We start from the raw sequence: 22,067 nt of genomic DNA on the forward strand, positions 1-22,067 counted from the left end.
TAAACGGTGATCTTTGTGCCCTCGAACGGCCCGAGCGGTACGTCGGCTGTCAGCATGCGGTCGCGCACGAACTCCCCCTTCTCCTGCCTCGCGAGCTTAGAGCCGAGCAGTGGCACACGCCGCCAAACGGTGTTGCGTGCGGTCACGAGGCCGGAGATACATCCGGGTGAGATCAGGAAGCGCTCGATGCCGCGCTCGTCCAGGTCCGCTCGGCCGGCGAGAAAAGTTGCCTGGTCGGCAATGGCAGCGCGCGCGGCGGCACCGAAGCCGTCGGCCCACATGCTCATCGCCCCCGTGCTCGACGCGCTCGGCATCCAGGAGGACACCGCCCGGTCCTTTGCCGACGATCTCCGCACCCAAATTACGGAACTGCAGGTGCGACTGCGCGAGGCGCGCGCCCGTCGAGCGGATGACCCCGAGCTCGGAGCACAGCTCTGCGAACTGCCACGACGCGTAGGGCGGTCCAGTGATCGGAATGGCAGCCCCCGCCGTGCACCCTCGATTCAGGCGCTCGCCCCGCCGCCCAGCAGCCGGGCGAGCGTGCTCACCGCCCCGTCGATCTCGCGGGCGCACTCGTACAGCACAGGGTGGGGCCTCCCCCACGGGTCTGCGACGTCGTCCTCGACTGGCGGGACCGGGGCGGCGGCACCCCGACGGCCGGCCGCGGCCGCGACGACGACGTCGAAACCGTCCACGTCCCGCGGGCCTTCCCGGCCCGCTCCCCCGCCCCGCACTCCTCCCGCGGCGAGACGCACGAATTCCTTCAGGGTGAAGCAGCGCCGCATCGCCGACGGCGCAAGCCGCACGGCCGCCTCCCTGTGCTCGATGGCAAGCCCGAGGACCAGCGCCGCTCCCACGACGAGCTGCGCCGTGAGCGGGCGGGCGGCGAAGCCGGAGCCGTCACCTCCCCGCTTCTCCAGCACCGCCCTGGTGGAGCTCTCCATACCGGGCCGGGGCCACGCCTCCGTGCCGGCGCTCTCCGGCCGCACGGCCGAGCCGGGCGGTAGCTTCGCGGCCAGCAGCCGCTCGGCAAGCACCGAGCGGTGCACGTTGCCCGTGCAGACGAACAGGACACAGGTCATTTCTCGCCCGCGAGATGCGTCGCCGCAGCGGCCTCCCTCCGGCGTTCCGCCCCACGGGGAGCGGGCAGCTCGCCGTACGACCCGTAGTCGCCGTAGCGGTCGCCCCTGGGCACCGGAGCCATGTTGAAGACGGTGCCGAGGACGCGGACACCCACGCGGTCCAGCGATTCCGCAGCAGTGTGGACCTGTTCCCGGCTGGTCTTGGCGGCGCGGACGACGAGCAGTGCGCCATGGGCGAGCGGAGCGAGTCCGACGGTGTCGGCGACAGGCAGCAGCGGCGCGCTGTCGACGATCACGACCTCGTAGGTGTCCGCCAGGTCGCGCAGCACCACTTCCATCCGCGCCGAGGCGAGCAGCACCGTGGGATTCGGTGGTACGGCGCCGCTGGCAAGCACCGAGAGTCCGCCGCCGACCTGCTGCATCACGTCCTCGATCCGGGCCTGTCCAATGAGCACCGTGGTCAGACCGGCGTCCTGGACGAGACCGAAGGTCGAGGCCACACTCGGACGGCGCAGGTCGCCGTCCACGAGACAGGTGGAGACACCCGCCTCGGCGAGCGAGAGGGCAAGATTCACCGCGGTGCTGGTCTTGCCCTCACCGGGCACCGAACTCGTCACCACGATGATCCGGGGCGGGTCGTCGACCTGCGAGAACTGCAGGTTGGTGCGCAGCTTGCGGAAGGCCTCGACGCGGTTGGATTGCCTATCGGCGCTGACGAGCGGTTGCCTGGGGGCGTTCCTGTCGTACGGGATGGTGCCGAGACCCGGCAGCGCGGTGAACTCGCCCAGCGCCTCGCTCGTCTTGAGCGTGGTGTCGAGGTTCTCGCGCAGGGCGACGAGTCCGGCACCGAGCAGCAGGCCGCCGAGCACTCCTGCGGCCAGGTTCAGCAGCGGGCGGGGCGAGACGGGACCTACGGGGGCGACGGCCTCCTGGGTGACGCCCAGGGAGACGGGCGAGGCACCGTCGCCCGTACGGCTGCTTCGGGACCGCTCCGAGTCGGGCGCGTACTTGGGCGCCTCCAGGCGCTCGACGACCGCGCTGAACCGCTGCGCCACGGCGTTGGCGATGCGCGCCGCACGCTTGGGCTCGGTGTCCCGGACGGTGATGTCGATGAGCACGGTGTTGAGCGGGGCGACGGCGGTGATCCGGGACGCCAGTTCCTCCGGGGTGGTGCGCAGCCGCAGCTCCTTCACCACGGGCCGGGTCACCTGACGGGTGGTCACGATCGCGGCGTACGACTGCACGCGCGCCTGCGAGAAGCTCTGCCCCTGGTTCAGTTGGGCGGTGTCCTCACCGGTGCGGGTCGCGACGAAGAGCTGGGTCCTCGCCTCGTAGACGGGTGTGCTCAAGCTCGTCGCGGCGAGCGCCGCCCCGATCGCGAGAACCAGACAGACCACGACGGTCGGCCAGCGTCTGGCAAGAGCCTTCAGGAATCCGTGGAGATCCAAGCTGCACCCCTCATGGGACCGAGGGAACCACTCAAAATGGAATGCCGTGTTCCCTATGTATGCAGCCGACGATAGGGACTCGCGCGCTCCAACCGGGGGAGACACCCCATGTCGGCCAGTCGAACGACCCTGGCGTCACGCCGTCCGGCCACCCCGTCGGGGTGGCAGCGTGGGCCATCGGGGAGCGGACACTGCGCCATCCGGTGACTTCTGGGCAAAACACCGCCAGCCAACGCCCCAATGTCCCCTTTCTTCATATATCCACGTATCTGGATCTTGATGACGGCCGACGCTGCAGCCTGGCCCAGATGGAAGTCGAGGAGAGTGAGAAGATGACCACATCACCCAGATGGCGGGTTTGTCTGGCATCGGCGGCATCGGCTGCCGTGTTCGTCGTCGCACCTTTGGTGGGGGCGCAGACCGCCCATGCGCAGTACCCGCCACCGTACCCGCCGCCACCCCCATGCCTCACCCTGGGCGCCAGTGCGGCAGCGGCCGGAGGTACCGTGAACTTCAGGGCTACGGGGTTCGCCCCCCGGCAGTTTGTCACGGCGTTGCTGTCATCGGACCCGATCGAGCTCGGCCGGTACCGGGCCGACGCCAGCGGGACGGCGCGTGCGACCGTGACCATCCCGAGGAGGGTCCGCGCCGGCTGGCACACCTTCCAGGTCACCGCGCGCAATCCCGACCTCACCTGCTCCGCTCGCATCAAGGTGTGGGCCGCGGTCGGTCGGCCAGATCACGGACACGGACACGACGGAGACGACGGACGGAACGAACACAACGGACCGGAGCGCCCCGACCACGGCCCGGACCTCGCGGACACCGGCAGTGAGAACATCGCAGCCGGGCTGATTGCGGCCGGCGGCGGAACGATGCTGGCCGTGCGCCGTCGCCGCAGTGCATGACGGAGCGCGACATCAGCACGGCGGTACCACGGTGTCCCGGCCCCGGCAGAAACGCCTTCCGCATGCGCAGGCCCGGCCGCTCCCGCGAGGGGGCGCCGGGCCGCCGTCGCGTGCTCAGGAACATACTGCTGGTCGCCGCGTACACGGCCGACCGGCTGGCCGGCGACGTGCTGTCCCCGCTGGTGCGAGCCCTGCCACCGCCCACGCCGGACAGCCGCGTTGACGTGATGCCCGAGGCCCTCTCCTTGCAGAAGCACGCGCCGGAACTCGTCCGGGCCGCCCGCGTCGCGGTCGAGGTGGAGAACCTTCTGATGCAGTCGGCCCCAGACCCCCGCACGGGACCAGATGACAAACCGACGATGCACGGTCGACTTCGACGCCCCGAAGCACGGCGGCAAGGCCCGCCAGGCACAGCCACTGACCAGTACCTGGACAGTCGCGGCGAAGACCGCCTCGTCATCGATGTTCGCGAACCCACCGTCTTGCGGCCGCACACGAGCTGGCGACAACAACGGCCTGGCAATCTCCCACAGGCCATCGGGAACGATCCATCCCCACGGCCCACTCCCCATGCCCAGGACAACTGTCAACTAGCCATGTGGGACACAGTCCAAGGTCACCGCCGACAACGTCATGGACCTCACCGAACGGGCCAGCTATGCGATGTACGGCTGGGCGGTTTCTACCGTGTCCGAGCGCCCGCGCCGCACCGGGGCGGCCGTGCTCTTGGGTGTGCTGCTGCTCGCGTCGTACGCGACGGGAGAGCGCGCCCTGGACGATCCGGCAGGCCGGGCCTCGGGTGGGCGGCGGTTCGCCGCCCACCGGGTCGAGCACCTGCGGGTCGAGGTGCTCGTTTCCCTCCCACACGACTCACAGGCGTCACCCACGGACTCGAGATGGCCCGCGACACGCTCTACGAAGGCACCGGCATCTCCGGCCGGCCCTCGGTACGGGCAGGGCGTCCGGGCAAGAAGCCCACGGTCCGCGCGGCGCTCCCCGCGCCCTTGTTCGGTGACTCGGCCGAACCCTGTGGCAGCTCACCTGGCGGGACCGGACCGCCATCGAGCGCGACGCCAAGACGCTCGCGGAGCTGCGCCGCGTCCCGTACCCGGACGACGGCTGGGGCGTGCGCCTCCAGCGGGACCGGCACCGGCCCACTGCGACCCCGGCTCCTCGCCTGTGCGTACCTGGTACCCGAGCCTGCGCCGCATGGCCCCTCACTGGTCTTTTCCGGTGAGGATCGGCGAGGCGAACGGCAGGCAGCACGCTGTGCCGCGATCCTTCGGTGATATTCGATGCGCGCCAGGTCGCGGGCGGCCGTCAGCAGTGACGGCAACGGTGGTCACGTGACGAGCCGACACGCGAGGGCTGGAGTATCACGACGATGCACATCGTGCGGGTGAGCTATCGGGTCCCCCCAATGCCGGGAGGAATGGAACGCCATGTCGAATACCTGACGCGCCATCAGGTCAGTGGCGGAAACCGGGTGACGATGTCGTTCCGGCACGGGGCGACGGTACCGGTCGGAGCCACGCGACTGCCGCTGCGAAGGATCCCCCGGTCCTGGATGCTCGGGCCGGTGTCCGACCGGCTCGCTTTCGCGGCGGAAGCCGCTGCGGCGATCAAGGACCTCTGCGCCGCCCGACGCAACGTGGACCTGGTGCATCTCCACGGCGACCACATCGAGGCCGCCGGGCTGGGTCCCGTGTGCCGACGCCTGGGAATTCCGCTGTTCCTGACGGTGCATGCGGCACTCACCGACCGGCATCAGTGGCTCGCCCGGCACGCTTTCCGGCACGTGAAGGCCTTCATCGCCCTGGGGTCGGCGACCGCTGCCGACCTCGCGGCGCGTGGTGTGGACCGGGAACGCATCCTCACCATGTCCAGCGGCCTGGAGTTGTCCGCCATGCCGTCCCCCATCGATGCTGTGGCCCGTGAGCCCGGCCTGATCGTCAGCGTCGGCGCGCTGAACCCGATGAAGAACCACCATCTGCTCATCGAGGCGTTCCACGAACTGGCGCACAGTCGGCCGGGCATGCGTCTGGTGGTCGCGGGAGAAGGCCCGGAGCTGGACCGCCTCAACCGGCTCGCAGCGGCGGGTCCGGGAGTCGAACTGGTGGGTCCGCTGGACCGGCAGAAGGTCTACGACCTGGTCCGGCGAGCCGAAGTGTTCGTCCTCGCGTCACGCAGACTCTGCGGGAAAGGCGAAGGCGTGCCCACGGCGGCGCTGGAGGCGCTCGCGCTGGGCACGCCCGTCGTGGTGTCCTCGGACGCCTCGCTCGATCCGGTGGTCACCGACCGGGAGGCCTATCGGGTCTTCCCATCAGGCTCGAAGGCGGACCTGGTGCATGTTCTGAGAACCGTGCTCGACGACGGACCGGGCCGCAACCGGATGAGTGAGCTCGGGGTACGTGCGGCCGCAGAGCTGGACTGGTCCCGGGTCGCACAGCGCGTCGAGAAGTGGTACCGAGCGGCGCCGGAACGGCTGCACTCCTTCGCATGATGGGCGCTGAAAGGGAGCTAGCGAATGCCGACGACAATTCATGGCATGGCCAAAATGGTCTGGGAACATCCCGCCAACCGTGGGCGGCGGGCTCAGGCCTTCGCCGCCATGGCGGGATGGCAAGCCTGGAAGAGGATGATCGGGCGGCCACTGGACTTGTCCGTATACGGCGATATGTCATTCCGCGCCTATCCCGACAGCACGCAGCCGGGTCGTTTCGTCTATTTCGGCGGACTTCCGGATTACGAAGAAATGACTTTCATGAAGCGGTATCTCCGGCCTGGAGACGGGTTTATCGACGGCGGCGCCAACGAAGGAATGTTCACCTTGCTCGCCGCCCAGCTCGTGGGGCCGAGCGGAGCCGTGCACGCCTTCGAGGCCGTGCCCGCGTTTGCGAAACGGCTGCAGGACAACGTCGGCGTGAATTCCCTGCGTTGTGTGACGGTCCATGAAATGGCGATCGGAGCCGAGCAGGGCACCGTGTCGTTCGTTGTGAGGGGCTCTGGTTCACGCATCCGGACCGAGGCCGACAGCGACAGCGACAGCGCCGTGCAGGTGAGGCTCGGCCGGCTCGACGACACCCTGCCCGAACGCTCCTTCGCGATGGGCAAGCTCGACGTCGAAGGTACGGAACACCTGGCCCTCCGTGGTGCAGACCGACTCATCGCCCGGGGCGAGCCGGCGGTGTGGATGCTCGAACTCGTCGACAAGTTCCTCCACCGCTTCGGCTCCACGGCCCGTGAGGTCCGTCGATGGCTCGGTGACCACGATTACGACATGGTGCTCTACGACCCGGACCGCAACCGGCTCGTCCCAGCGCCGGATCAGCCCTCCGCGGGGCCCGATGTACTGGCTGTGTGCCGCCGCCGACGGCCGGATGTGGAAGCGCGGCTCGCCGCTGCGGTCTGACACGGAAAGGGAAGAACTCGAATCCAGTATCGCCGCTTCGCTCCACCGTGCGGACGCATCACGAAGTTCCCGAGAATGTCTAAACCGGAAAAGTGGCCCAGGTCGGTAAGAATGGGGTGTCTAATTCACTGGTGACGGCCCGCAACTGCCCGGCGCAGTGGGAGCTGTGGTGACGGAAGGGAATCCGTGATGAGTGCGGCTCATTGCATCGAACGCGCTGTTGTGACCGGGGCGGCGGGCTTCATCGGCTCCCATGTCGTAGAGGCCCTGCTGCAACGCGGGGCCACCGTTCTCGGCATCGACCGGCGCTCGCCCCGCGACAACGCCTTGGCGGCGGAGAACCTCAAGGGCGTCATGGGACACCCAGGTTTCCGCCTGGTCCAGGGCGACCTCGTGACAGACGAGCTCAAGCCCTGGGTCCACGCCGCGGACGCCGTGTTCCACCTCGCGGCCATTCCGGGCGTCCGGCCATCGTGGGGGGACGGCTTCGGCGAGTACCTCGCCTGCAACGTACTGGCGACGCAGCGGTTGATGGACGCATGCCAGTCCTCGGGTGTCCGCCGCCTCGTCCTCGCCTCGTCCTCCAGCGTCTACGGGGACGCCGTCGGCAGGGGCCCCCTGCGCGAGGAGGACGCCACCGCTCCTCTGTCACCGTACGGGGTGACCAAGCTCGCGGCCGAACGTCTTGCTCTCGCCTACGCGCTCGCCCCGGCAAGCCCCACGAGCGTGGTCGCGCTGCGCTATTTCACGGTGTACGGCCCCCGCCAGCGGCCGGACATGGCTATCGGCCGGATGTTGCGCGGAATCCTCACGGGAGAGCCGCTGCAGCTTTACGGGGACGGCCACCAGCGCCGGGACTTCACCTTCGTCACGGACGCCGCGGGAGCCACGGTCGCTGCAGCGACCGCAGATGCGACCGCGGAGGCGGTCAACGTGGGCGGAGGCGACAGCGTTTCGGTGCTCGATGTGCTGAGGAGGATCGCCGACATCACCGGGGCGGAGGTTCCGGTGCGCGACGACATCCCCCAGCCGGGCGATGTGCAGGTGACCGAAGCGGATCTCACGAAGGCGCGTGACCTGCTCGGTTACGTCCCCTCGGTCACGTTGACCGAAGGGATCGAGCGCCAGTGGAAATGGCTGTCCACCCGTTCCCGTGGCCCTCTCCGCGACGCGGCTGCCGTGACGGCGTGACACGGAGAGCGGTGGGCGGCATGCGCGTCTTCCTTGATGTCGGCGGACACTACGGCGAGTCCCTCGACGTTGCCCTCGACCCCCGCTGGGGCTTCGAGAAGATCTACTCGTTCGAGCCGGCGGAACCCTGCCGGCGCATTCTCCGGGGGTTCCGCGACTCCCGGGTGCACATCGTGCCGGCCGGCCTGTCCAGCAGGACGGGGCAGGCTACCTTGTTCGGGGCGGGTCTGCTCGGAGCGAGTGTGTATGCCGACAAGGGCGAGTTGGGCGACGGGCGCGTCCGGGCGGAGACCATCTCCCTGCTGCGCGCCACGGACTGGCTGCGGGCGAACACGTCGGACGACGACGAGATCTACCTCAAGCTCAACTGCGAAGGCAGTGAGTGCGACGTACTCGAGGACCTCCTGGACAGCGGCGTGATCAGCCGGCTGCGGAGCATCTACGTCGACTTCGACGTCCGCAAGATCCCCAGTCAGGCCCATCGGCACGCGATCGTGGAGGACAGACTGCGACACCACAGCCAGAGGTTCGTCACGCCCGATTCCCTGAAGAGTCACGGAGGCGGCGCCGCGGTGCGGGAGTGGCTCGTCCTGGTGAGCCCGCATTCGCCCGCCGCGGCAAGCACGGTGCGCTACCGTCTCGGACTCCACCGCCCGCCCTACATCTGGGCCACGCACGCCGCGCGGGCCGCGCTGCCGCGACCCGTCTACGCGCTCGCAGCGCGCCGCTTCGGCGCCCAGGCCCGGCAACGGACCGGGGCCGACCGCGGCTGATCCGGCCGGGTGCGCCGCCATGCATGTGGCCGGCGGCGCACCCTCACAGCAGCGCGTGGAGCATCGCGGCCACGCGCTCGGGGGAGAATTCACTCTGCGCCCGGTGCCGCAACCGCAGCCCCAGCTCGCACCGGTCGGCACGGGGAACAGCCGCCAGAGACCGAAGGTGCCCGGCCAGCGCGTCGAGATCACCGACCGGCGCCACATAGGGGTAGTCGGCACCCACCACGTCCACCGAACCGCCTGCATCGGTCGTCACCACCGGTGTGCCCGAGGCCATCGCCTCCAGCAGCACCCGCGGGAAGCCCTCCTCGTAGCTCGGCATGACGACGACGTCCGCCGCCGCGTACAGCCGGGGCAGGTCGCGATTGGGAACGGAGCCCATCAGCTGCATGCGTCCGCTCCTCGCCGGGTCGGCCGCCTCGCGTTCCAGGCGGGGCCGATCCGGGCCGTCCCCGGCGACCACGAGCCGGACCCGGAGGCCGCAGTCGCGGACCTGCGGGGCCGAAGCGACCGCGTCCAGCAGGGGTGCGAGGAGGGTGACTCCCTTGCGATACGACAGCCGGTGCACGAAGAGCACGATGAACTCCTGCTCATCCCAGCCCAGTTCGGTCCGCGCCCCGTCGCGTGCGGCCTCGTCCAGGGGGGCGAAGCGCTCGGCGTCGATGTCGTTGTAGAGCAGCCGCATCCGTTGGCTCGGCACGCCCCACACCCCGGCCATCAGCGGCACCATGGTCTCCGGGCCGGTCACCAGGCAGTGCACGAGCCGCGCCGTCAGCAGGTTGACGAACTCATGGGCCCTGAGCCGCAGGGTCCTGGGTTGCTCCGGACTCCGTACGTCGGGCAGACCGCTGCGCCAGAGCAGGATGCGGTGGCGGTACACCGGGTAGGTCAGGATCAGGACGATCACGAAGAGGGTGGAGTAGCGCAGGAAGTAGGTCCGGTAGCCGGCTCGGGACAGGCGGTGGACCGTGAGCGCGGTGCCCAGCATCCGGCCGATCCGGTTTCGGCCGGGTACGCGCATCAGGAGACGGACCCCGGCGAGTTGTGCCGGAGGATTGCCGCGCTCCACAGCGGCCGCAACGTCGACACGCTGTCCCAGAGCCGCCAGCAACGCCGGGATGTGCGCGAAGTGTTCGGACTCGTCTTCAGACAGGTGGGGCACCACATAGACGAGCCGCGGGCGCGAACCCGGCTGGGCGGAGTCCGGTTCGCTGTGTGTCCTGCCCTGCATCACGTCGGCCATCTATCCCACCTGCTGCGAGAGTTGTGCAGCGCGCCGCTGCGGAACGCCCGGCAACCGCACCGCGCCCGTGATCTTTCTGGAGTCGAACAGGAAGACCGGGCGTTGACGGCGGCGCCCGCAGAAGTCCAGGAAGGCCCTGCTGCAGTTGACGTCGTCGCTGGCGAAGATGCCGCTCTGGGTCATCCTGGGCCAGGCCTGCCCGTACTCGAACATCTGCGGAAGATACAGATGGTCGCTGTCGTGGAAGAACAAATCGATGGACCCCACGCGCTCCAGCGCCCGGCTGAAGCATGCCGCGGGGTCCTTCGGGTCGAGGATCTCCAGCTGCCACTGCGGGTGTTCGCCGACCAGTCGGCCTGCGGTGTGGTTGACGTCGAAGCTGTGCAGCACCCCTGAGCCATTGCGCTCGAGTGCGGCGAGGATCAGCCATGAGGATCGGCCGTCGGCCACGCCGGTCTCCACCACCGACTGAGGCTTGAGCAGTCGGTTCAGTCCGTACAGGACCGCGCTGGTCTCCGCTTCCACGCCGTGAGTCCGGGGGTAGCAGAGCGCCGTGTCGGCGTAGCGGGCGGTCAGTTCTTCGGTGACCTCCTGGTACTCGCCCAGGACGCGCTCGATCTCTGTCGTTTCCCAGCCCAGTTCCCGCAGAAATCCCGGAGCCGATGTGGTCAGCTTCCCTCCGGAGCGGGTGAAGTCCATGATGCTCGGCGCCGTGTACCGCCGGATGCCGGTTCCGAGGGTACGCATGGCGACGTACCCGCCCAGCACTGACGCCACAGGCCTCATTCCAGAGTGCCTGACCCAACGACGAACGGTCGATACCCGACTCACGGCGCCCTCCTCAGTGTTACCTGGTGTCTGCGCCACCTAACGTATCGGGTCATACCGGGTTTATCTCCTACAACACGGGGCGTTGGAGAGTCAGTCGGCGCTGACGTCCCGGAAAAGTGCGGCCAGCATGCCGATGTTGGTGTCGAAGCCATGGGTCGCCAGGACGCGGTCGCGTACCAAGGCCAGTTGAGCTGCGCCGCGAGCAGCAGGCCGAAGCCTCCGAGGGGATGAGCCGACGCGCGTCAGAAGCTGGCGACGGCGTTCCCGGCGTCGGCCGGTCACGCTTCAGCGGCTCGTCCCAGACCGGGAGCAGCGGCGGCGGAATCCAGACGGAACGAAGGCCGCGCTCCTTCAGCGCGCCGCGTCCCGGCACGGATTGCCCCTTCTCAGCATGTCTGAACCGGATATATCGCATCGAGAGTTAAGAATGGGGCTGATCCTCGTCACCGAAGACCTGAAGAGCTGGGTAAACGACGGCCCCCGCCCGAGAACGGAGGTCCGGGTGCACGAGGACGCGGAACGCTCGACCCGGTGGACCGGCCACGCCCGGCCGCGCCCCGACTGGTGGCGGCATGAGAGCAGGAGCAGCAACGGACATCCTTGTCTTCGCCGTCGTGCGTGGGCGGCCTCCGTTGCCCGAATGGCACTGCCGGTGTCCGTCTACGAGCAGGCCGCACGACGTGTCGGCGTCCAAGCGCGCAGGCGCGCCCGGACACACAGTGCCTGAGACCACCAAAGGGAGCAGCAGGCCGTGGCGATTCACAAGGGGCTGGTGCCGTGAGGTGGCTACGGGCATGCGCCAACATTCCCCCTCGGCTGCGCGGCGCGCGCATCGGAACCGGGTCGTACATCTCTCCGCGGGCAGTGATCCAGGAGCATGCCCGCATCGCCATCGGGCAGCGGACCCTGGTCGGCCGCCACGTGGAGCTGGTCCCGCAGGGCGGCTCCATCACGATCGGCAGCGATTGCTCACTGAACAACCACGTCGTCCTCTACGGCGCCGGCGGGATCACCGTGCAGGACGGGTGCCGCATCGCGACCGGCGTCGTCATCGTCGCCTTCAACCACGGGGTCGACGACCTCGCCCTCCCTATCCGCTGCCAGCCGATCACGGCCCGAGGCGTCGTCGTCGGGAACGACGTGTGGATCGGGGCACACTCGGTCCTGCTGGACGGGGTGACCGTCGGGTCGGGCAGCGTGATCGGAGCGGGGTCGGTCGTCACGCGCGACGTCCCCGAGTACGCCGTCGTGGCCGGCAACCCCGCGCGCGTGCTGCGTCGCCGCGGGGTCTCGCAGCGGACGGCTATTGCAACCGCGGAGCCCGGGCCGTGACCCGGCGATAGAGGAGGCCGAGCTCCTCGATGTTGGCGGAGAAGGCGTGGACCGCGAGGACTTTTCGGCGTACGGCGGCCAGGTCCTCGGGCCGGGGCGGGGACGCCGCCACCTGGCGCAGACCCTCGGCGAGTGCCCCGGCGCCGGGCGGAACCAGCATGATGCCGGGCCAGCCGGACACGGCAGCCGGAATGCCCCCGACACGGGTCGCCACGACGGGGACGGCCGCGGACGCCGCTTCCAGCAACGTTCTCGGCAGCCCTTCGTCCCTCGACGAGATGACGAAGAGGTCGGCACGCGCGTACTCCTCCCGCACGTCGTCGATGCCGCGCGCTCCGAGGAACGTGACCCTGTCGGCCAGGCCGAGCCGTTCGGCAAGGGCCACGAGCCTCGCCTTCTCGGGGCCGTCACCGACGATGCGCAGCCGGGCCGTCGGAACCGTCTCGAGCAGCGTGGCCAGCGCCGTCAGGAGGATGTCGTACCCCTTGGACGGCACGAGCCGGCCAACCGCGAGGAGGGACAGACCGGGTCCGGCCAGCGGCGGGACGGTGCGGACCGGCGGATCCTCCCAGACAGGCTGGAGCCGCGGCGGCACGAGAGCGGACGGGATGCCGCGCCGCGACAACGCGTCGGCCATCGACTGGGCCACCACTCTGCGCTCGGTGGCTCGTCGGGCGAACGCGACGACGGACCGTTCGAGGACGGCCTTCCGCCATCGGCCGAGGGAGGCGACCGGCAGGCCGAGATAGTCGCCGTGGACGTCCATGAGCCAGGGACGCCTGACGACCAGCGACACGGTCCAGGCCGCCAGCCAGCCCCACGGCTCCGCCCCGTTGAGGACGACGGTCTCGCCCCTGCGGGCGGCCGCCCGCGCGAGGCGCACCCCGAGACGGACCGATCCGGCCACCCAGAGCAGGGACTGCGGCCCGGGGCGGCGCGGGCGCCGTACCACGTGCATCGAGCCGCGGTCGCACTCCAGGTGCGGGCCCGCCCAGATGCACCAGGCGTGACCGAGCCGGTCGGCCAGCGCGTTCCACGATCGGAAGTCGGCGGAGTCCTCGACGCCGCGCTGCCGGTGGCCCGAGATGGTCACGACGGTGATGCGCTGCCGTTCCATGGGGGCGGTGGAGTGGGCGGTCATCACACGTCCTGGAGCCGGTAGCGGGTCAGCAGGGGCGCCAGCTCGGCCGGTGGGACCCGCGACCAGGCGTCGACGGCCGACAGACGCGGTACGAAGGGATCGCAGCCCTGGGCGTACGTCGGGTGGGCGAAGTCGAAGAAGCGCACGGTGATCCCGTGCTCGGCGAAGGCGTCAAGGTCCAGGTAGTCGCGCCCCGAGGGCCCGGCGAGGTACTCGTCGGCGCCTACCGCCCGGCACAGATTGAGGATCAGTTCGGACTTGGTCCCGGTGGCGTCGAGCTCGGAAGAACGAACCGTCGGCACCTTGACGTCGAACTGTGACAGCATCCAGTCCGCGAGGTCGAGGTTGAGGTCGGCCAGGGAGCCGCCGGGCGGTGCCATATCGATCACCGACAGCAGGTCGTCGATACGGTCCACGCCCCGGGTCCCGGATACCGCCTGGATCAGGCGTCCACGGTAACGCCGCCGCCAGGAGGGCATCTCGCAGATCCGCACATCGCAGATCCGCGTGCCGAACGGGGCGGTCACCGGAACCGTCAACCAGGTGGGCCGGCCGTGCAGCAGGACCCGGTTGCGGTTCTGGAAGTAGTTCTTCCGGTACGGCACGGCGTCGAGAACGATCCACAGGTCCGACGCGGCGACCTTGGCCAGGAGGCCGAGCCACGGCAGGTGCTCGGGCTGGTGAATGGTGACCCTCATGCAAGCACGCCTTCCAGGCGGGACACCTCGAACGCCTCGCCGTACCGGGCACGCATCTCGTAGCCGCGGTACCGGGAGCGGGCCTCGACGCCTTCGATCCACTGCTCCCCGTACTTGGTGTATTCGGACTTGTGCTGACGCAGGGCCTGCAGCTTCTTCTCGATGGTGTCGTCGATGTTGATGTAGAGCTGCGGGCGGAAACCGACGTAGCTGCGCCCCGACGGGGTGATGGGCTCGTACATGACGACGGAGTTGTAGTACCGGCTCGCCGCGATGGTGGCGAGCGCGGTGTTGGCATGAGACCGATGGGTGTCGAACGGCCAGTGTGTGAAGACCATCGTCGGGCGGAAGTCGTCGACGACCTTGTTGATCGACTCCACGACGGTCGAGTGGTTCTCCACGTCCTTGGCGGGGAACGACAGAACGTCGATCTCCTTGACCCCGAGAGTGGCGGCGGCTTCCCGGCCCTCTGTGACCGCCACGTCGGCGGCGCGGAAGTGGCTCCCGTCGTAGCTGGTGTAGTCCGATGGGCTCATCACCAGGAAACGCACCCGTGCTCCTGCCTCCACGAGACGAGCGGCGGTCCCTCCGGCCGCCAGCTCGATGTCGTCGAGGTGAGCCCCCACGAACAGGCTGCGCTCAAACATCGGGTTGCTGCAGAACATCACGTCGTCCTCTCGGGAAACAGTCACCGATGGAGTGGGGTGCCGGCCGCCAGGGACAGCTTGCCTTCCGCCGTGGTGCCGGTGACGCGGAAGCCCGCACGTGCGTACAGGTCAAGTGCCGGCTGGTTGCGGGGGTCGCAGATGAGAGTGACGATGCCGGGCGTTCGCGCCAGGAGGAGGGCGAGCAGCCGCGAAGCGATACCGGTGCCCTGGTGACGAGGGTCGGTGGCCACGCGGTGAATGTGCGCGCCCTCGGGACGCCGGGAGGCGATCACGAATCCGACCGGCTTCCCGCGCACCGTCGCGACGAGGCTCAGCTCGCGCTTTCCGGGGAGGTGCCGGGCGAAGTTCTCGGCCTGCCACGGACCGGTGTCGTAGTGGCTGCTTGCCCGGTGCACGCGCTGCTCCAACTCGACGAGCGGGTCGAGCAGTTCGTCGACGACATAGCCCAGGCGATGCAGGTCTCGGACGGGCTGCCGGACGGCTGTCGTCCCCTTCGTACTGTGCATCCAAGTCCCTTGAGGTCGCGGCTTTCGCATGAGCGTCGCAGGGCGGAGGCCGCAAGAGGCGTCGGCGAGCCGATCCGGGCACATCAGTACCTCCAACGGCGTATTGGGGACGCGGGCTCCCGCGTGCCGCATACACAGTGCCGCGTCGGCGCGGCCACACTCGGCCCGGTGACATTGCCAAGGACGCGAATGAAGTTGCTGCTCATGGTCAGCGCCGCCGCCGCGATTTCCGTGCCAGTGATCAGCGCGGACCTCGGGGGGCCTCCAGGGGCTGCGCCAGACGGCGCCTCACTGGCGGACGTCATGGGGTCGGCATGGCCGGTGGCGGCGACGTTGGTGGCCCTGGCCACGCTCGGGATGCTCCTGCCGCCCGAGCTCCTGCTGACCGGTGCCGTCGTGCTGGGCCATGGGTTCGGAATCGCCGCCATGCAAGTCCCGGTGGCGGGGCCGCTGCTCATCAGCGACGTGCTGTTGCTTGTCTACCTGCTGCGCGTTGTCGCAGAGCATGGTACGTCAGCGGAACGCAATGGATCGGTCAACCTGTGGCTCACACTGTTCCTGGGCTGGTCGTTCCTGGCCACTCTCTACGCAGGCTTGACCGTCACACCCTTGCTCCGGATCGCCGCCTACTGTGCGGTGTTCGTTCTCCTTTCGCGCCGGTGGGTGGATCGGAGACTCGTCTATTACGGCGTACTGTGCTACGCCCTCGCCAACCTTGTTGGCGGCGTGCTGCTGGGGCAACCGCGGCTCCTCGGGGTGGACATCGGCGACCCCTCTCAGACCGGCGCACTTCTGCTGGCCGCACTGTGCCCACTGCTCACATCCGAACTGCGGTTCAGGGGCAGGTGGTTCGTCGGCGCGGTGCTTTTTTGCGGGATCCTCCTGACGCAGACGCGCGGCGTGTGGTTCGCCACGGTCGTCGTGCTGGTCGTGTGGGCACAGAAGAAGCTTTCAGCAGTCTGGATCGCCGCCATTCTCGCGGGTCTCGGGCTGGCAGGGCTGCAGATGGTCGGCTTGGTCACCCAGTGGTTGGGCCTCAACAGCTTCAGCGAGGTTCTCCGTACGCAGAGCGTCGTCAACGGAATCCGCTCCGGCCTGGAGAATCCCGTCTTCGGGAGCGGATGGGGACACGTGTCGTCCATGGACCATTTCCAGGTAGCCGGCTGGAACCCAATCCGACATGTCATGCCGTACAACCTGTTCGTCAATGTGTTTGCCTCGGTGGGTCTGCCCGCACTGCTGGCGCTCGCGTTGTTCCTGGGAGCGCTGCTCCGGCGCCTGGCATGCCGACGTGACGCACCTTTGCTGTTCACGGTCGCCGTACTCGCCATCTCCTTGACGGAAATGACCCTGTACGCGGGGTCGACGCTGACGCTGATTTTCTTCGTCTATGCGGGCATGGGGCTCGGCCCGGCAGTGCCGTCGGACAGGGGCATCGTCAGGATGCGAAACCCAACCACTGGGCACCGGCTGACCGCACTCAGGACCGACAGACCGGGAGAGCTCCGTACGGAGGCCGGTGTCAGGCGCAAAGCAGCGGCCACGATGTGACGGATGTGTAGGCCATAGGTGTCTCCCTCGCCGGGCTGGCGGCGCGTCGTCGTCGTCGCTTCCTCCTGCTCGGGTCACCATGAGTGCGCGTCGCGTGCACGTATCAGTGCCCGGCTCAGCGATCGGCCAGGAACGCGGTGAGGCTGAATGGTGATTGCCCGAGGTCACACCCACGACGCCGCTCCCTCCCGGATCCGGGTGATGAGGGTCATCGCCCGGATGAACGTGGGCGGTCCGGCCCTCCAGGTCTCCACACTCATGCGGGGGCTCGACAGCGAGCTCTTCGACCACCGGCTCTTCGCAGGCTTCGTGGGCCCGGACGAGGCCGATTACGTGGAGCAGCGGGCCCCGCACGTGCAGGTCTGCCCGGTGCCGACCCTGGGCCGGGCCGTACGGCCCACCGATGATCTGCGTGCCCTGTCGGCACTGACCGCCGCCATGCGCCGGTTCCGGCCGCACATCGTGCACACGCACACCGCCAAGGCGGGAGCACTCGGACGTATGGCGGCCGTGCTCGCGCGGGTGCCGGTACGCGTGCACACCTTCCACGGCCACCTCCTGCAGGGCTACTTCTCACCGGCGAAGACCCGCCTGGTGGTGCAGGCCGAGCGCAGCCTTGCGACCGTCACTGACCGGCTGGTGGCGGTGGGACGCAGCGTCCGCGACGACCTCCTGGCCGCCGGTATCGGCCGACCCGGGCAGTACGCCGTGGTGCCGCCTGGCACCACGCCGGCCGCTGCTCCGGGCCGCTCGGAGGCGCGCAAACAGCTCGGCCTCCCGGAGGACAGCCTCGTCGTGGCCTATGTCGGGCGGGTGACCAGGATCAAACGGCCCGACCGGTTCCTGTCGGTGGCCCGAGAGGTGCGTCACGCGTTTCCGGCCGCTCGATTCCTGGTGTGCGGGGACGGAGACCTTCACAGCGATCTGGAAGCGGCCGGCGACCTGCGCGACTCGCTCCACCTGCTGGGCTGGCGCGCCGACGTGGAGACCGTCTACGCCGCCTCGGACATGGTGCTGCTCACATCGGACAACGAGGGTATGCCGGTCAGTCTCATTGAGGCGGGGCTGGCGGGGGTGCCGGCCGTGGCAACGAACGTGGGCAGCGTGGCAGAGGTGGTCCAGGACGGGCGGACCGGGCTTCTGGCCCGGCGCGACGCCGACGAGCTCACCCGCCACACCGTCAGGCTTCTTGGCGACGACTCGCTCCGCCGCCGGATGGGCGAGGAGGCCCGCGCCTGGACAGCGCGGCAGTTCGGGGCCGAGCGCCTGGTGCAGGACACCCACGACCTTTATGCCTCCATCGCCGTGGAGCACGGCTGGTGGCCGGACCCCCACTGAAAGGTGCGAACCGTTGAACGTCGTAGTGACCGGAGGCGCCGGGTTCATCGGAGCGAACCTGTGCCGTGAACTGACCTCCCGCCCTTCCATCGGCAGGGTCGTCGCCCTGGACGACCTGAGTACCGGTTCAGCGGCCAATCTCGTGGGCACGGACGTGGAGCTGGTCGAGGGCAGCATCCTCGACCGAGACCTGCTTGAGGGCGTGGTGGCCGGGGCCGACGCCGTGGTCCATCTGGCCGCGCGGCCGTCCGTGCCGCGTTCCCTGGCGGATCCGTTCGCCAGCCACGAAGTCAACGCCACCGGAACCATGCGTGTCCTCGAAGCGTGCCGCCGCGCAAACACCCACCTGGTCGCCGCGTCCTCGTCGTCGGTGTACGGCTCGGTCGCCGACCTGCCCAAGCACGAGGGCCTGCCGACGCGTCCCCTCAGCCCGTACGCCGCCAGCAAGCTCGCCACCGAGGCCTATGCGCTCGCCTACGGATCGGCTTTCGGCCTTCCGGCCCTCGTTTTCCGCTTCTTCAACGTCTACGGCCCGCTGCAGCCTGCCGGACACGCCTACGCAGCCGTCGTTCCGGCCTTCATCGACGCCGCGCTGCGCGGTCAGCCGCTGACGGTCTTCGGCGACGGCCACCAGACCCGCGACTTCACCTACGTCGGAACGGTCGCTCGGGTACTCGCAGACGCCGTCCTGCAGAAGGTCACGAGTCCGAGCCCGGTCAACCTGGCCTTCGGCACCCGGATCAGCGTCCTGGAGCTCGCCCATCACCTCGCCAAGACGCTGGAGCTGGCGATCGACATCCGCCACGAGGACCCCCGCCGCGGCGACGTGCGCGACTCGCAGGCCGACGACGGACTGCTCCGCAGTCTCTTCCCGGCTCTCGCGGCGGTTCCGCTGGAGGAGGGACTGGCCCAGACCGTCCGGTGGTTCCGCTCCCTGCCGGCGTACGCATAGCGGAGCCGATGTGCGGCCTTGCGGGCGGGAACTCAGTGGTCTCCGCCGCAGGCCGCGCCGACCGCATGGACTCGGAAGCCAGTCCCCACCGGACCCCGCCCGGCCTGGACACCCGGATCCGGCATCGACCGGGTGAGGCACCTCAGCACGATGAACCAGCCGGCCGTGCTCAGGACCATGAGGCCCAGATTTCCCCATGCCCAGGCCAGTGTCCTGCCCGACGCACCGGTACAGAAGTGAATGACGGCGGCCAGCATCCCGAGCTGACAGACGCCTTCGGCGGTGAGAAAGACCAGCCTGACACCGGGGAAGCCCAGAGCCGAGGGCAGAACCTTGGACCAGATCGCCGTGCCACGCAGCGCGGCCCCCGCCAGCATAACCACCGCCGCCGTGGACAGAATCAGGTACTGGGGGCCGTACATCAGGCCGATCAGCAGGCCAAGGAGAAAGACCGCGACCATCACCGCGACCAGTCCGATGGCGCCGACGAGTGCACTGCAGCGGCGGACGTCGCGCATCACAGCCCCTCGGCGCCCATGGGCTCCGGCCCGTGCAAGACGCGGGTAGAGCTGTGACGCCACTGGGTTGACGACGCTTCCGAAGAGGCGGCCCGGAGCGCCGGCGATTTTCAGGTACGTCACCAGGGTGGGGCCACCGAGCAGTCCGGCCAGAAGGGAGACGCCGCTGTCCGAGGCCAGGGAGACGGATTGGGTCGCCGAACTCTTCACCAGGAAGGGCAACAGGCCTGCCGGCATCGGAGCGGGGCCGTCAGCGGGAGGGCCGCACGCCTGCCTCACCTGCCGCCAGGCGATCACGGTGACGGATACGGTGGAAACCAGGCCGGTGATCACGGTGGCCACCAGGTAGCCGCCCGTGCCGGCCGTCATCAATGCCGTCAGCGTCACCAGGAAGCCGAAGACGGCTAGCGCCACGCGGATCACTCCGAGCCGCTCAAGTCGGTCGGAGATCGCGAAACCGACCGATGCACTGCCCCAGGGCGTGGCCGCTCCTGCCGCCAGCACGGCAGGCACGAGCAGCGACAGCCGTTCGGCGGGGATCCATCCGAGGGCCGCGGCGGCCAGCGCCGCCGCCACGCCCAGGACCGTCGCCAGCAGCCCGGCCCCGATGTCCAGCCGGAGAAGCCGGCAGTACAGCCGGGTTCCGCAACCGGGGCCGCGGCGTTGTTCCATGGGAACGAACCGCTGCTGCGCGTCCTCGAAGCGCGGATCCCACAGCAGGAACCAGACCGCTGCCATGGCCTGGGCCAGAAGCACCTCCCCAGCCGCAGTGCTCCCGACCAGCCGGACCAGTGTGACGGTGGTGGCGAACGAGAGTGCCGCCTCGATCTGGCTGGCGGCGGTGAGCGAGCCGAAGGTCCTCAGATGTCGTTGCCAGGGCAGGCGCCTCGCCCAGCGCCTCACCCACCTCCCGGGGTCGGTCCCGGCGCCTGTGGCCTCCAGCGGCGCCGCCGTTGACGGTGTACCTCTCACCTGCTGCTGCATCTCCTCGTCACTCGGCGCGTGTGGCGGGCATCGGTTGTCTTTCTGCCGCAACCGCCCCACGGCCGGTCTGACCTGGCCAAGTCGTCCCGGCTTCGGCGGATCAGGAGGATCCGGTCGGTCCGGATCCTCCCCGGCCCGGAAAGGGCGCGGACGCGCACGGGTCAGAGGATCTCGACACGCTCACCCCGGCAGCGATTGCGCGTGTCGAAAACGTAGGCACCGGCCTCTTCGACGAGCGCGTAGTCGAAGACATCGTGGTCGGTCGCCACAACGACCACGTCGGCCGCCCGGACCTCTGCCTCGGTGACTTCGACTCGGGTGATCTGCGGGGGAACGAGGTACGAGTCGGTGTGCGGCTCCGCCACCACCAGCCGGGCGCCGAGAGCGAGCAGCGAATGGGCGATGGCGAGGGCCGGCGACTCACGGATGTCGCCCGTGTTCTTCTTGTAGGCCAGACCGAGTTGCAGTACGCGCGAGCCCTTGACCGACTTACCGCGTTCGTTCAGTCCGCGGGTGACCCGCGAGACGGCATGGGACGGCATGTGATCGTTGATCTCATTGGCCAGGGAGATGAATCGGAGATCCTGTTTCAGCAGCCTCTTGACCTGCCACGACAGATAGGACGGGTCCACCGGCAGGCAGTGTCCGCCCACGCCGGGACCTGGTCTGAACGGCATGAAGCCGAACGGCTTGCTGCTGGCGGCCTCCACGGCCTCCCAGATGTCGGCACCCAACTGTCGGGACACCATGGCCATTTCGTTGACCATCGCAATGTTGACGTGCCGGTAGGTGTTCTCCAGCAGCTTGGTCAGCTCGGCAGTTCGGCACGAACTCACCGGCACAGTCCGCTCCACGATGTCGCCGTAGAATTTCTCGACGCTGCCCAGGGACGCGGCGTCGATCCCGGAGATCACCTTGGGCGTGTTCTCCAGGTGCCAGTCGGGGTTGCCCGGGTCGATACGCTCGGGGCTGTAGCCGAGGTGGAAATCCGCTCCGGCCCTCAGTCCGCTGCCCGCTTCCAGCAGCGGCAGCAGCAGGCTCTCGGTCGTCCCGGGATACGTGGTGGACTCGAGGACCACGGTGGCGCCGCGTGAGATGTGGGGGGCGATGCTCCGACCAGCGCACTCCACGAAACTCAAATCGGGGACGCCCTCACGCAGGGGTGTCGGCACGGTGATGACGCATACGTCGAAACCGTCGATCCCGTCGTAGTCGGTGGCGGCACGGAAGTGGCCACTGTCCGTGATGGCCATGAGGCGTGCGTCGTCGACGCCTTCGATGTAGGAGTCGCAGCCGCCCAGGCGTTTGACACGCAACTCGTCGGTATCCACGCCGACGACGGAGTATCCCGCCTCGACAGCCCGGACGGCCAGCGGAAGGCCTACGTAGCCCAAGCCTACGACGATCAGGTTGCGCCTGTCGGCGAAGCTGCTCTGACGCACCCTCATCACTCCGATTTTTTCGATGAATCGGCATATGCCACAGCTA

Annotated in this window: 20 protein-coding genes and 1 pseudogene; 10 read left to right on the forward strand and 11 right to left on the reverse strand. The window is 69.0% G+C overall.

Going from position 1 to position 22,067, the window contains the following annotated elements:
* Positions 1-503: 503 nt before the first annotated feature.
* The gene (locus ACFY04_RS34185; RefSeq protein WP_389122958.1) at positions 504-1,082 is read right to left on the reverse strand and encodes a low molecular weight phosphatase family protein; all 579 of its coding nucleotides are present in this window, start codon (positions 1,080-1,082) and stop codon (positions 504-506) included.
* Positions 1,079-2,530, reverse strand: a complete 1,452-nt coding sequence (locus ACFY04_RS34190; RefSeq protein ID WP_389122961.1) for a polysaccharide biosynthesis tyrosine autokinase — start codon at positions 2,528-2,530, stop codon at positions 1,079-1,081. The genes ACFY04_RS34185 and ACFY04_RS34190 overlap by 4 nt, the downstream gene beginning before the upstream one ends.
* 308 nt (positions 2,531-2,838) lie before the next feature.
* Between ACFY04_RS34190 and ACFY04_RS34195 the strand changes: the two genes are divergently transcribed.
* Positions 2,839-3,438 carry a hypothetical protein gene (locus ACFY04_RS34195; protein ID WP_389123058.1) on the forward strand — a complete coding sequence of 200 codons (600 nt, stop codon included), beginning with the start codon at positions 2,839-2,841 and terminating at the stop codon, positions 3,436-3,438.
* A gap of 371 nt (positions 3,439-3,809) precedes the next feature.
* Here the strand turns inward: ACFY04_RS34195 and ACFY04_RS34200 are convergent.
* Positions 3,810-4,010: pseudogene (locus ACFY04_RS34200) on the reverse strand (transposase); the annotation flags it as partial.
* 455 nt (positions 4,011-4,465) lie between these two features.
* Here ACFY04_RS34200 and ACFY04_RS34205 point away from each other — a divergent pair.
* From ACFY04_RS34205 to ACFY04_RS34225, 5 genes are all read left to right on the forward strand, one after another.
* Positions 4,466-4,675: a glutaminyl-peptide cyclotransferase gene (locus tag ACFY04_RS34205; protein WP_389123054.1), complete on the forward strand. Its 210-nt coding sequence runs from the start codon at positions 4,466-4,468 to the stop codon at positions 4,673-4,675.
* A 147-nt stretch (positions 4,676-4,822) separates the two neighbouring features.
* On the forward strand, positions 4,823-5,941 hold the full coding sequence (locus tag ACFY04_RS34210) for a glycosyltransferase family 4 protein (protein WP_389122964.1): 1,119 nt from the start codon (positions 4,823-4,825) through the stop codon (positions 5,939-5,941).
* A gap of 45 nt (positions 5,942-5,986) precedes the next feature.
* A complete protein-coding gene (locus ACFY04_RS34215) occupies positions 5,987-6,850 on the forward strand; it encodes an FkbM family methyltransferase (RefSeq protein WP_389122967.1) in 864 nt (287 codons plus the stop codon).
* Between the two features lie 189 nt (positions 6,851-7,039).
* Positions 7,040-8,041, forward strand: a complete 1,002-nt coding sequence (locus ACFY04_RS34220) for an NAD-dependent epimerase/dehydratase family protein (protein ID WP_389122970.1) — start codon at positions 7,040-7,042, stop codon at positions 8,039-8,041.
* On the forward strand, positions 8,038-8,814 hold the full coding sequence (locus ACFY04_RS34225; RefSeq protein WP_389122973.1) for an FkbM family methyltransferase: 777 nt from the start codon (positions 8,038-8,040) through the stop codon (positions 8,812-8,814). Before ACFY04_RS34220 ends, ACFY04_RS34225 begins: the two co-directional genes overlap by 4 nt.
* A gap of 43 nt (positions 8,815-8,857) precedes the next feature.
* On the opposite strand, the gene ACFY04_RS34230 is transcribed toward ACFY04_RS34225, so the two are convergent.
* Together ACFY04_RS34230 and ACFY04_RS34235 are read right to left on the reverse strand one after the other, a co-directional pair.
* Positions 8,858-10,060: a glycosyltransferase family 4 protein gene (locus ACFY04_RS34230; RefSeq protein ID WP_389122975.1), complete on the reverse strand. Its 1,203-nt coding sequence runs from the start codon at positions 10,058-10,060 to the stop codon at positions 8,858-8,860.
* Entirely contained in the window at positions 10,061-10,759 is a 699-nt protein-coding gene (locus ACFY04_RS34235) for a class I SAM-dependent methyltransferase (protein ID WP_389122977.1), read from the reverse strand.
* A gap of 996 nt (positions 10,760-11,755) precedes the next feature.
* On the opposite strand from ACFY04_RS34235, the gene ACFY04_RS34240 reads away from it, so the two are divergent.
* Complete coding sequence (locus tag ACFY04_RS34240; RefSeq protein ID WP_389122979.1) at positions 11,756-12,223, forward strand: acyltransferase; 468 nt, start codon at positions 11,756-11,758, stop codon at positions 12,221-12,223.
* Here the strand turns inward: ACFY04_RS34240 and ACFY04_RS34245 are convergent.
* Genes ACFY04_RS34245 through ACFY04_RS34260 form a run of 4 tightly spaced genes read right to left on the reverse strand, consistent with a single transcriptional unit; the run spans position 12,195 to position 15,236 of the window.
* A complete protein-coding gene (locus tag ACFY04_RS34245; RefSeq protein WP_389122981.1) occupies positions 12,195-13,364 on the reverse strand; it encodes a glycosyltransferase in 1,170 nt (389 codons plus the stop codon). The genes ACFY04_RS34240 and ACFY04_RS34245 overlap by 29 nt on opposite strands.
* Entirely contained in the window at positions 13,364-14,062 is a 699-nt protein-coding gene (locus ACFY04_RS34250) for a WbqC family protein (protein WP_389122983.1), read from the reverse strand. The genes ACFY04_RS34245 and ACFY04_RS34250 overlap by 1 nt, the downstream gene beginning before the upstream one ends.
* Positions 14,059-14,754, reverse strand: coding sequence for a PIG-L deacetylase family protein (locus ACFY04_RS34255; protein ID WP_389122986.1), 696 nt, complete (start codon positions 14,752-14,754; stop codon positions 14,059-14,061). Before ACFY04_RS34255 ends, ACFY04_RS34250 begins: the two co-directional genes overlap by 4 nt.
* Positions 14,751-15,236, reverse strand: coding sequence for a GNAT family N-acetyltransferase (locus ACFY04_RS34260; RefSeq protein WP_389122988.1), 486 nt, complete (start codon positions 15,234-15,236; stop codon positions 14,751-14,753). Before ACFY04_RS34260 ends, ACFY04_RS34255 begins: the two co-directional genes overlap by 4 nt.
* 189 nt (positions 15,237-15,425) lie before the next feature.
* Between ACFY04_RS34260 and ACFY04_RS34265 the strand changes: the two genes are divergently transcribed.
* The 3 genes from ACFY04_RS34265 to ACFY04_RS34275 all read left to right on the forward strand — a co-directional run bounded on the left by ACFY04_RS34265 (position 15,426) and on the right by ACFY04_RS34275 (position 19,077).
* Positions 15,426-16,787 (forward strand): O-antigen ligase family protein, encoded by a 1,362-nt coding sequence (locus tag ACFY04_RS34265; protein ID WP_389122990.1) that lies wholly within the window; start codon positions 15,426-15,428, stop codon positions 16,785-16,787.
* A 147-nt stretch (positions 16,788-16,934) separates the two neighbouring features.
* On the forward strand, positions 16,935-18,125 hold the full coding sequence (locus ACFY04_RS34270) for a glycosyltransferase (protein WP_389122993.1): 1,191 nt from the start codon (positions 16,935-16,937) through the stop codon (positions 18,123-18,125).
* A 13-nt stretch (positions 18,126-18,138) separates the two neighbouring features.
* A complete protein-coding gene (locus ACFY04_RS34275; RefSeq protein WP_389122995.1) occupies positions 18,139-19,077 on the forward strand; it encodes an NAD-dependent epimerase/dehydratase family protein in 939 nt (312 codons plus the stop codon).
* A gap of 32 nt (positions 19,078-19,109) precedes the next feature.
* Here the strand turns inward: ACFY04_RS34275 and ACFY04_RS34280 are convergent, their stop codons facing one another.
* Complete coding sequence (locus ACFY04_RS34280) at positions 19,110-20,498, reverse strand: lipopolysaccharide biosynthesis protein (protein ID WP_389122998.1); 1,389 nt, start codon at positions 20,496-20,498, stop codon at positions 19,110-19,112.
* Positions 20,499-20,740: 242 nt separating this feature from the next.
* Complete coding sequence (locus ACFY04_RS34285; protein WP_389123000.1) at positions 20,741-22,027, reverse strand: nucleotide sugar dehydrogenase; 1,287 nt, start codon at positions 22,025-22,027, stop codon at positions 20,741-20,743.
* Positions 22,028-22,067: the final 40 nt, after the last annotated feature.

Source organism: Streptomyces sp. NPDC001549 (assembly GCF_042894025.1).
Classification (GTDB): Bacteria; Actinomycetota; Actinomycetes; order Streptomycetales; family Streptomycetaceae; genus Streptomyces; species Streptomyces kutzneri.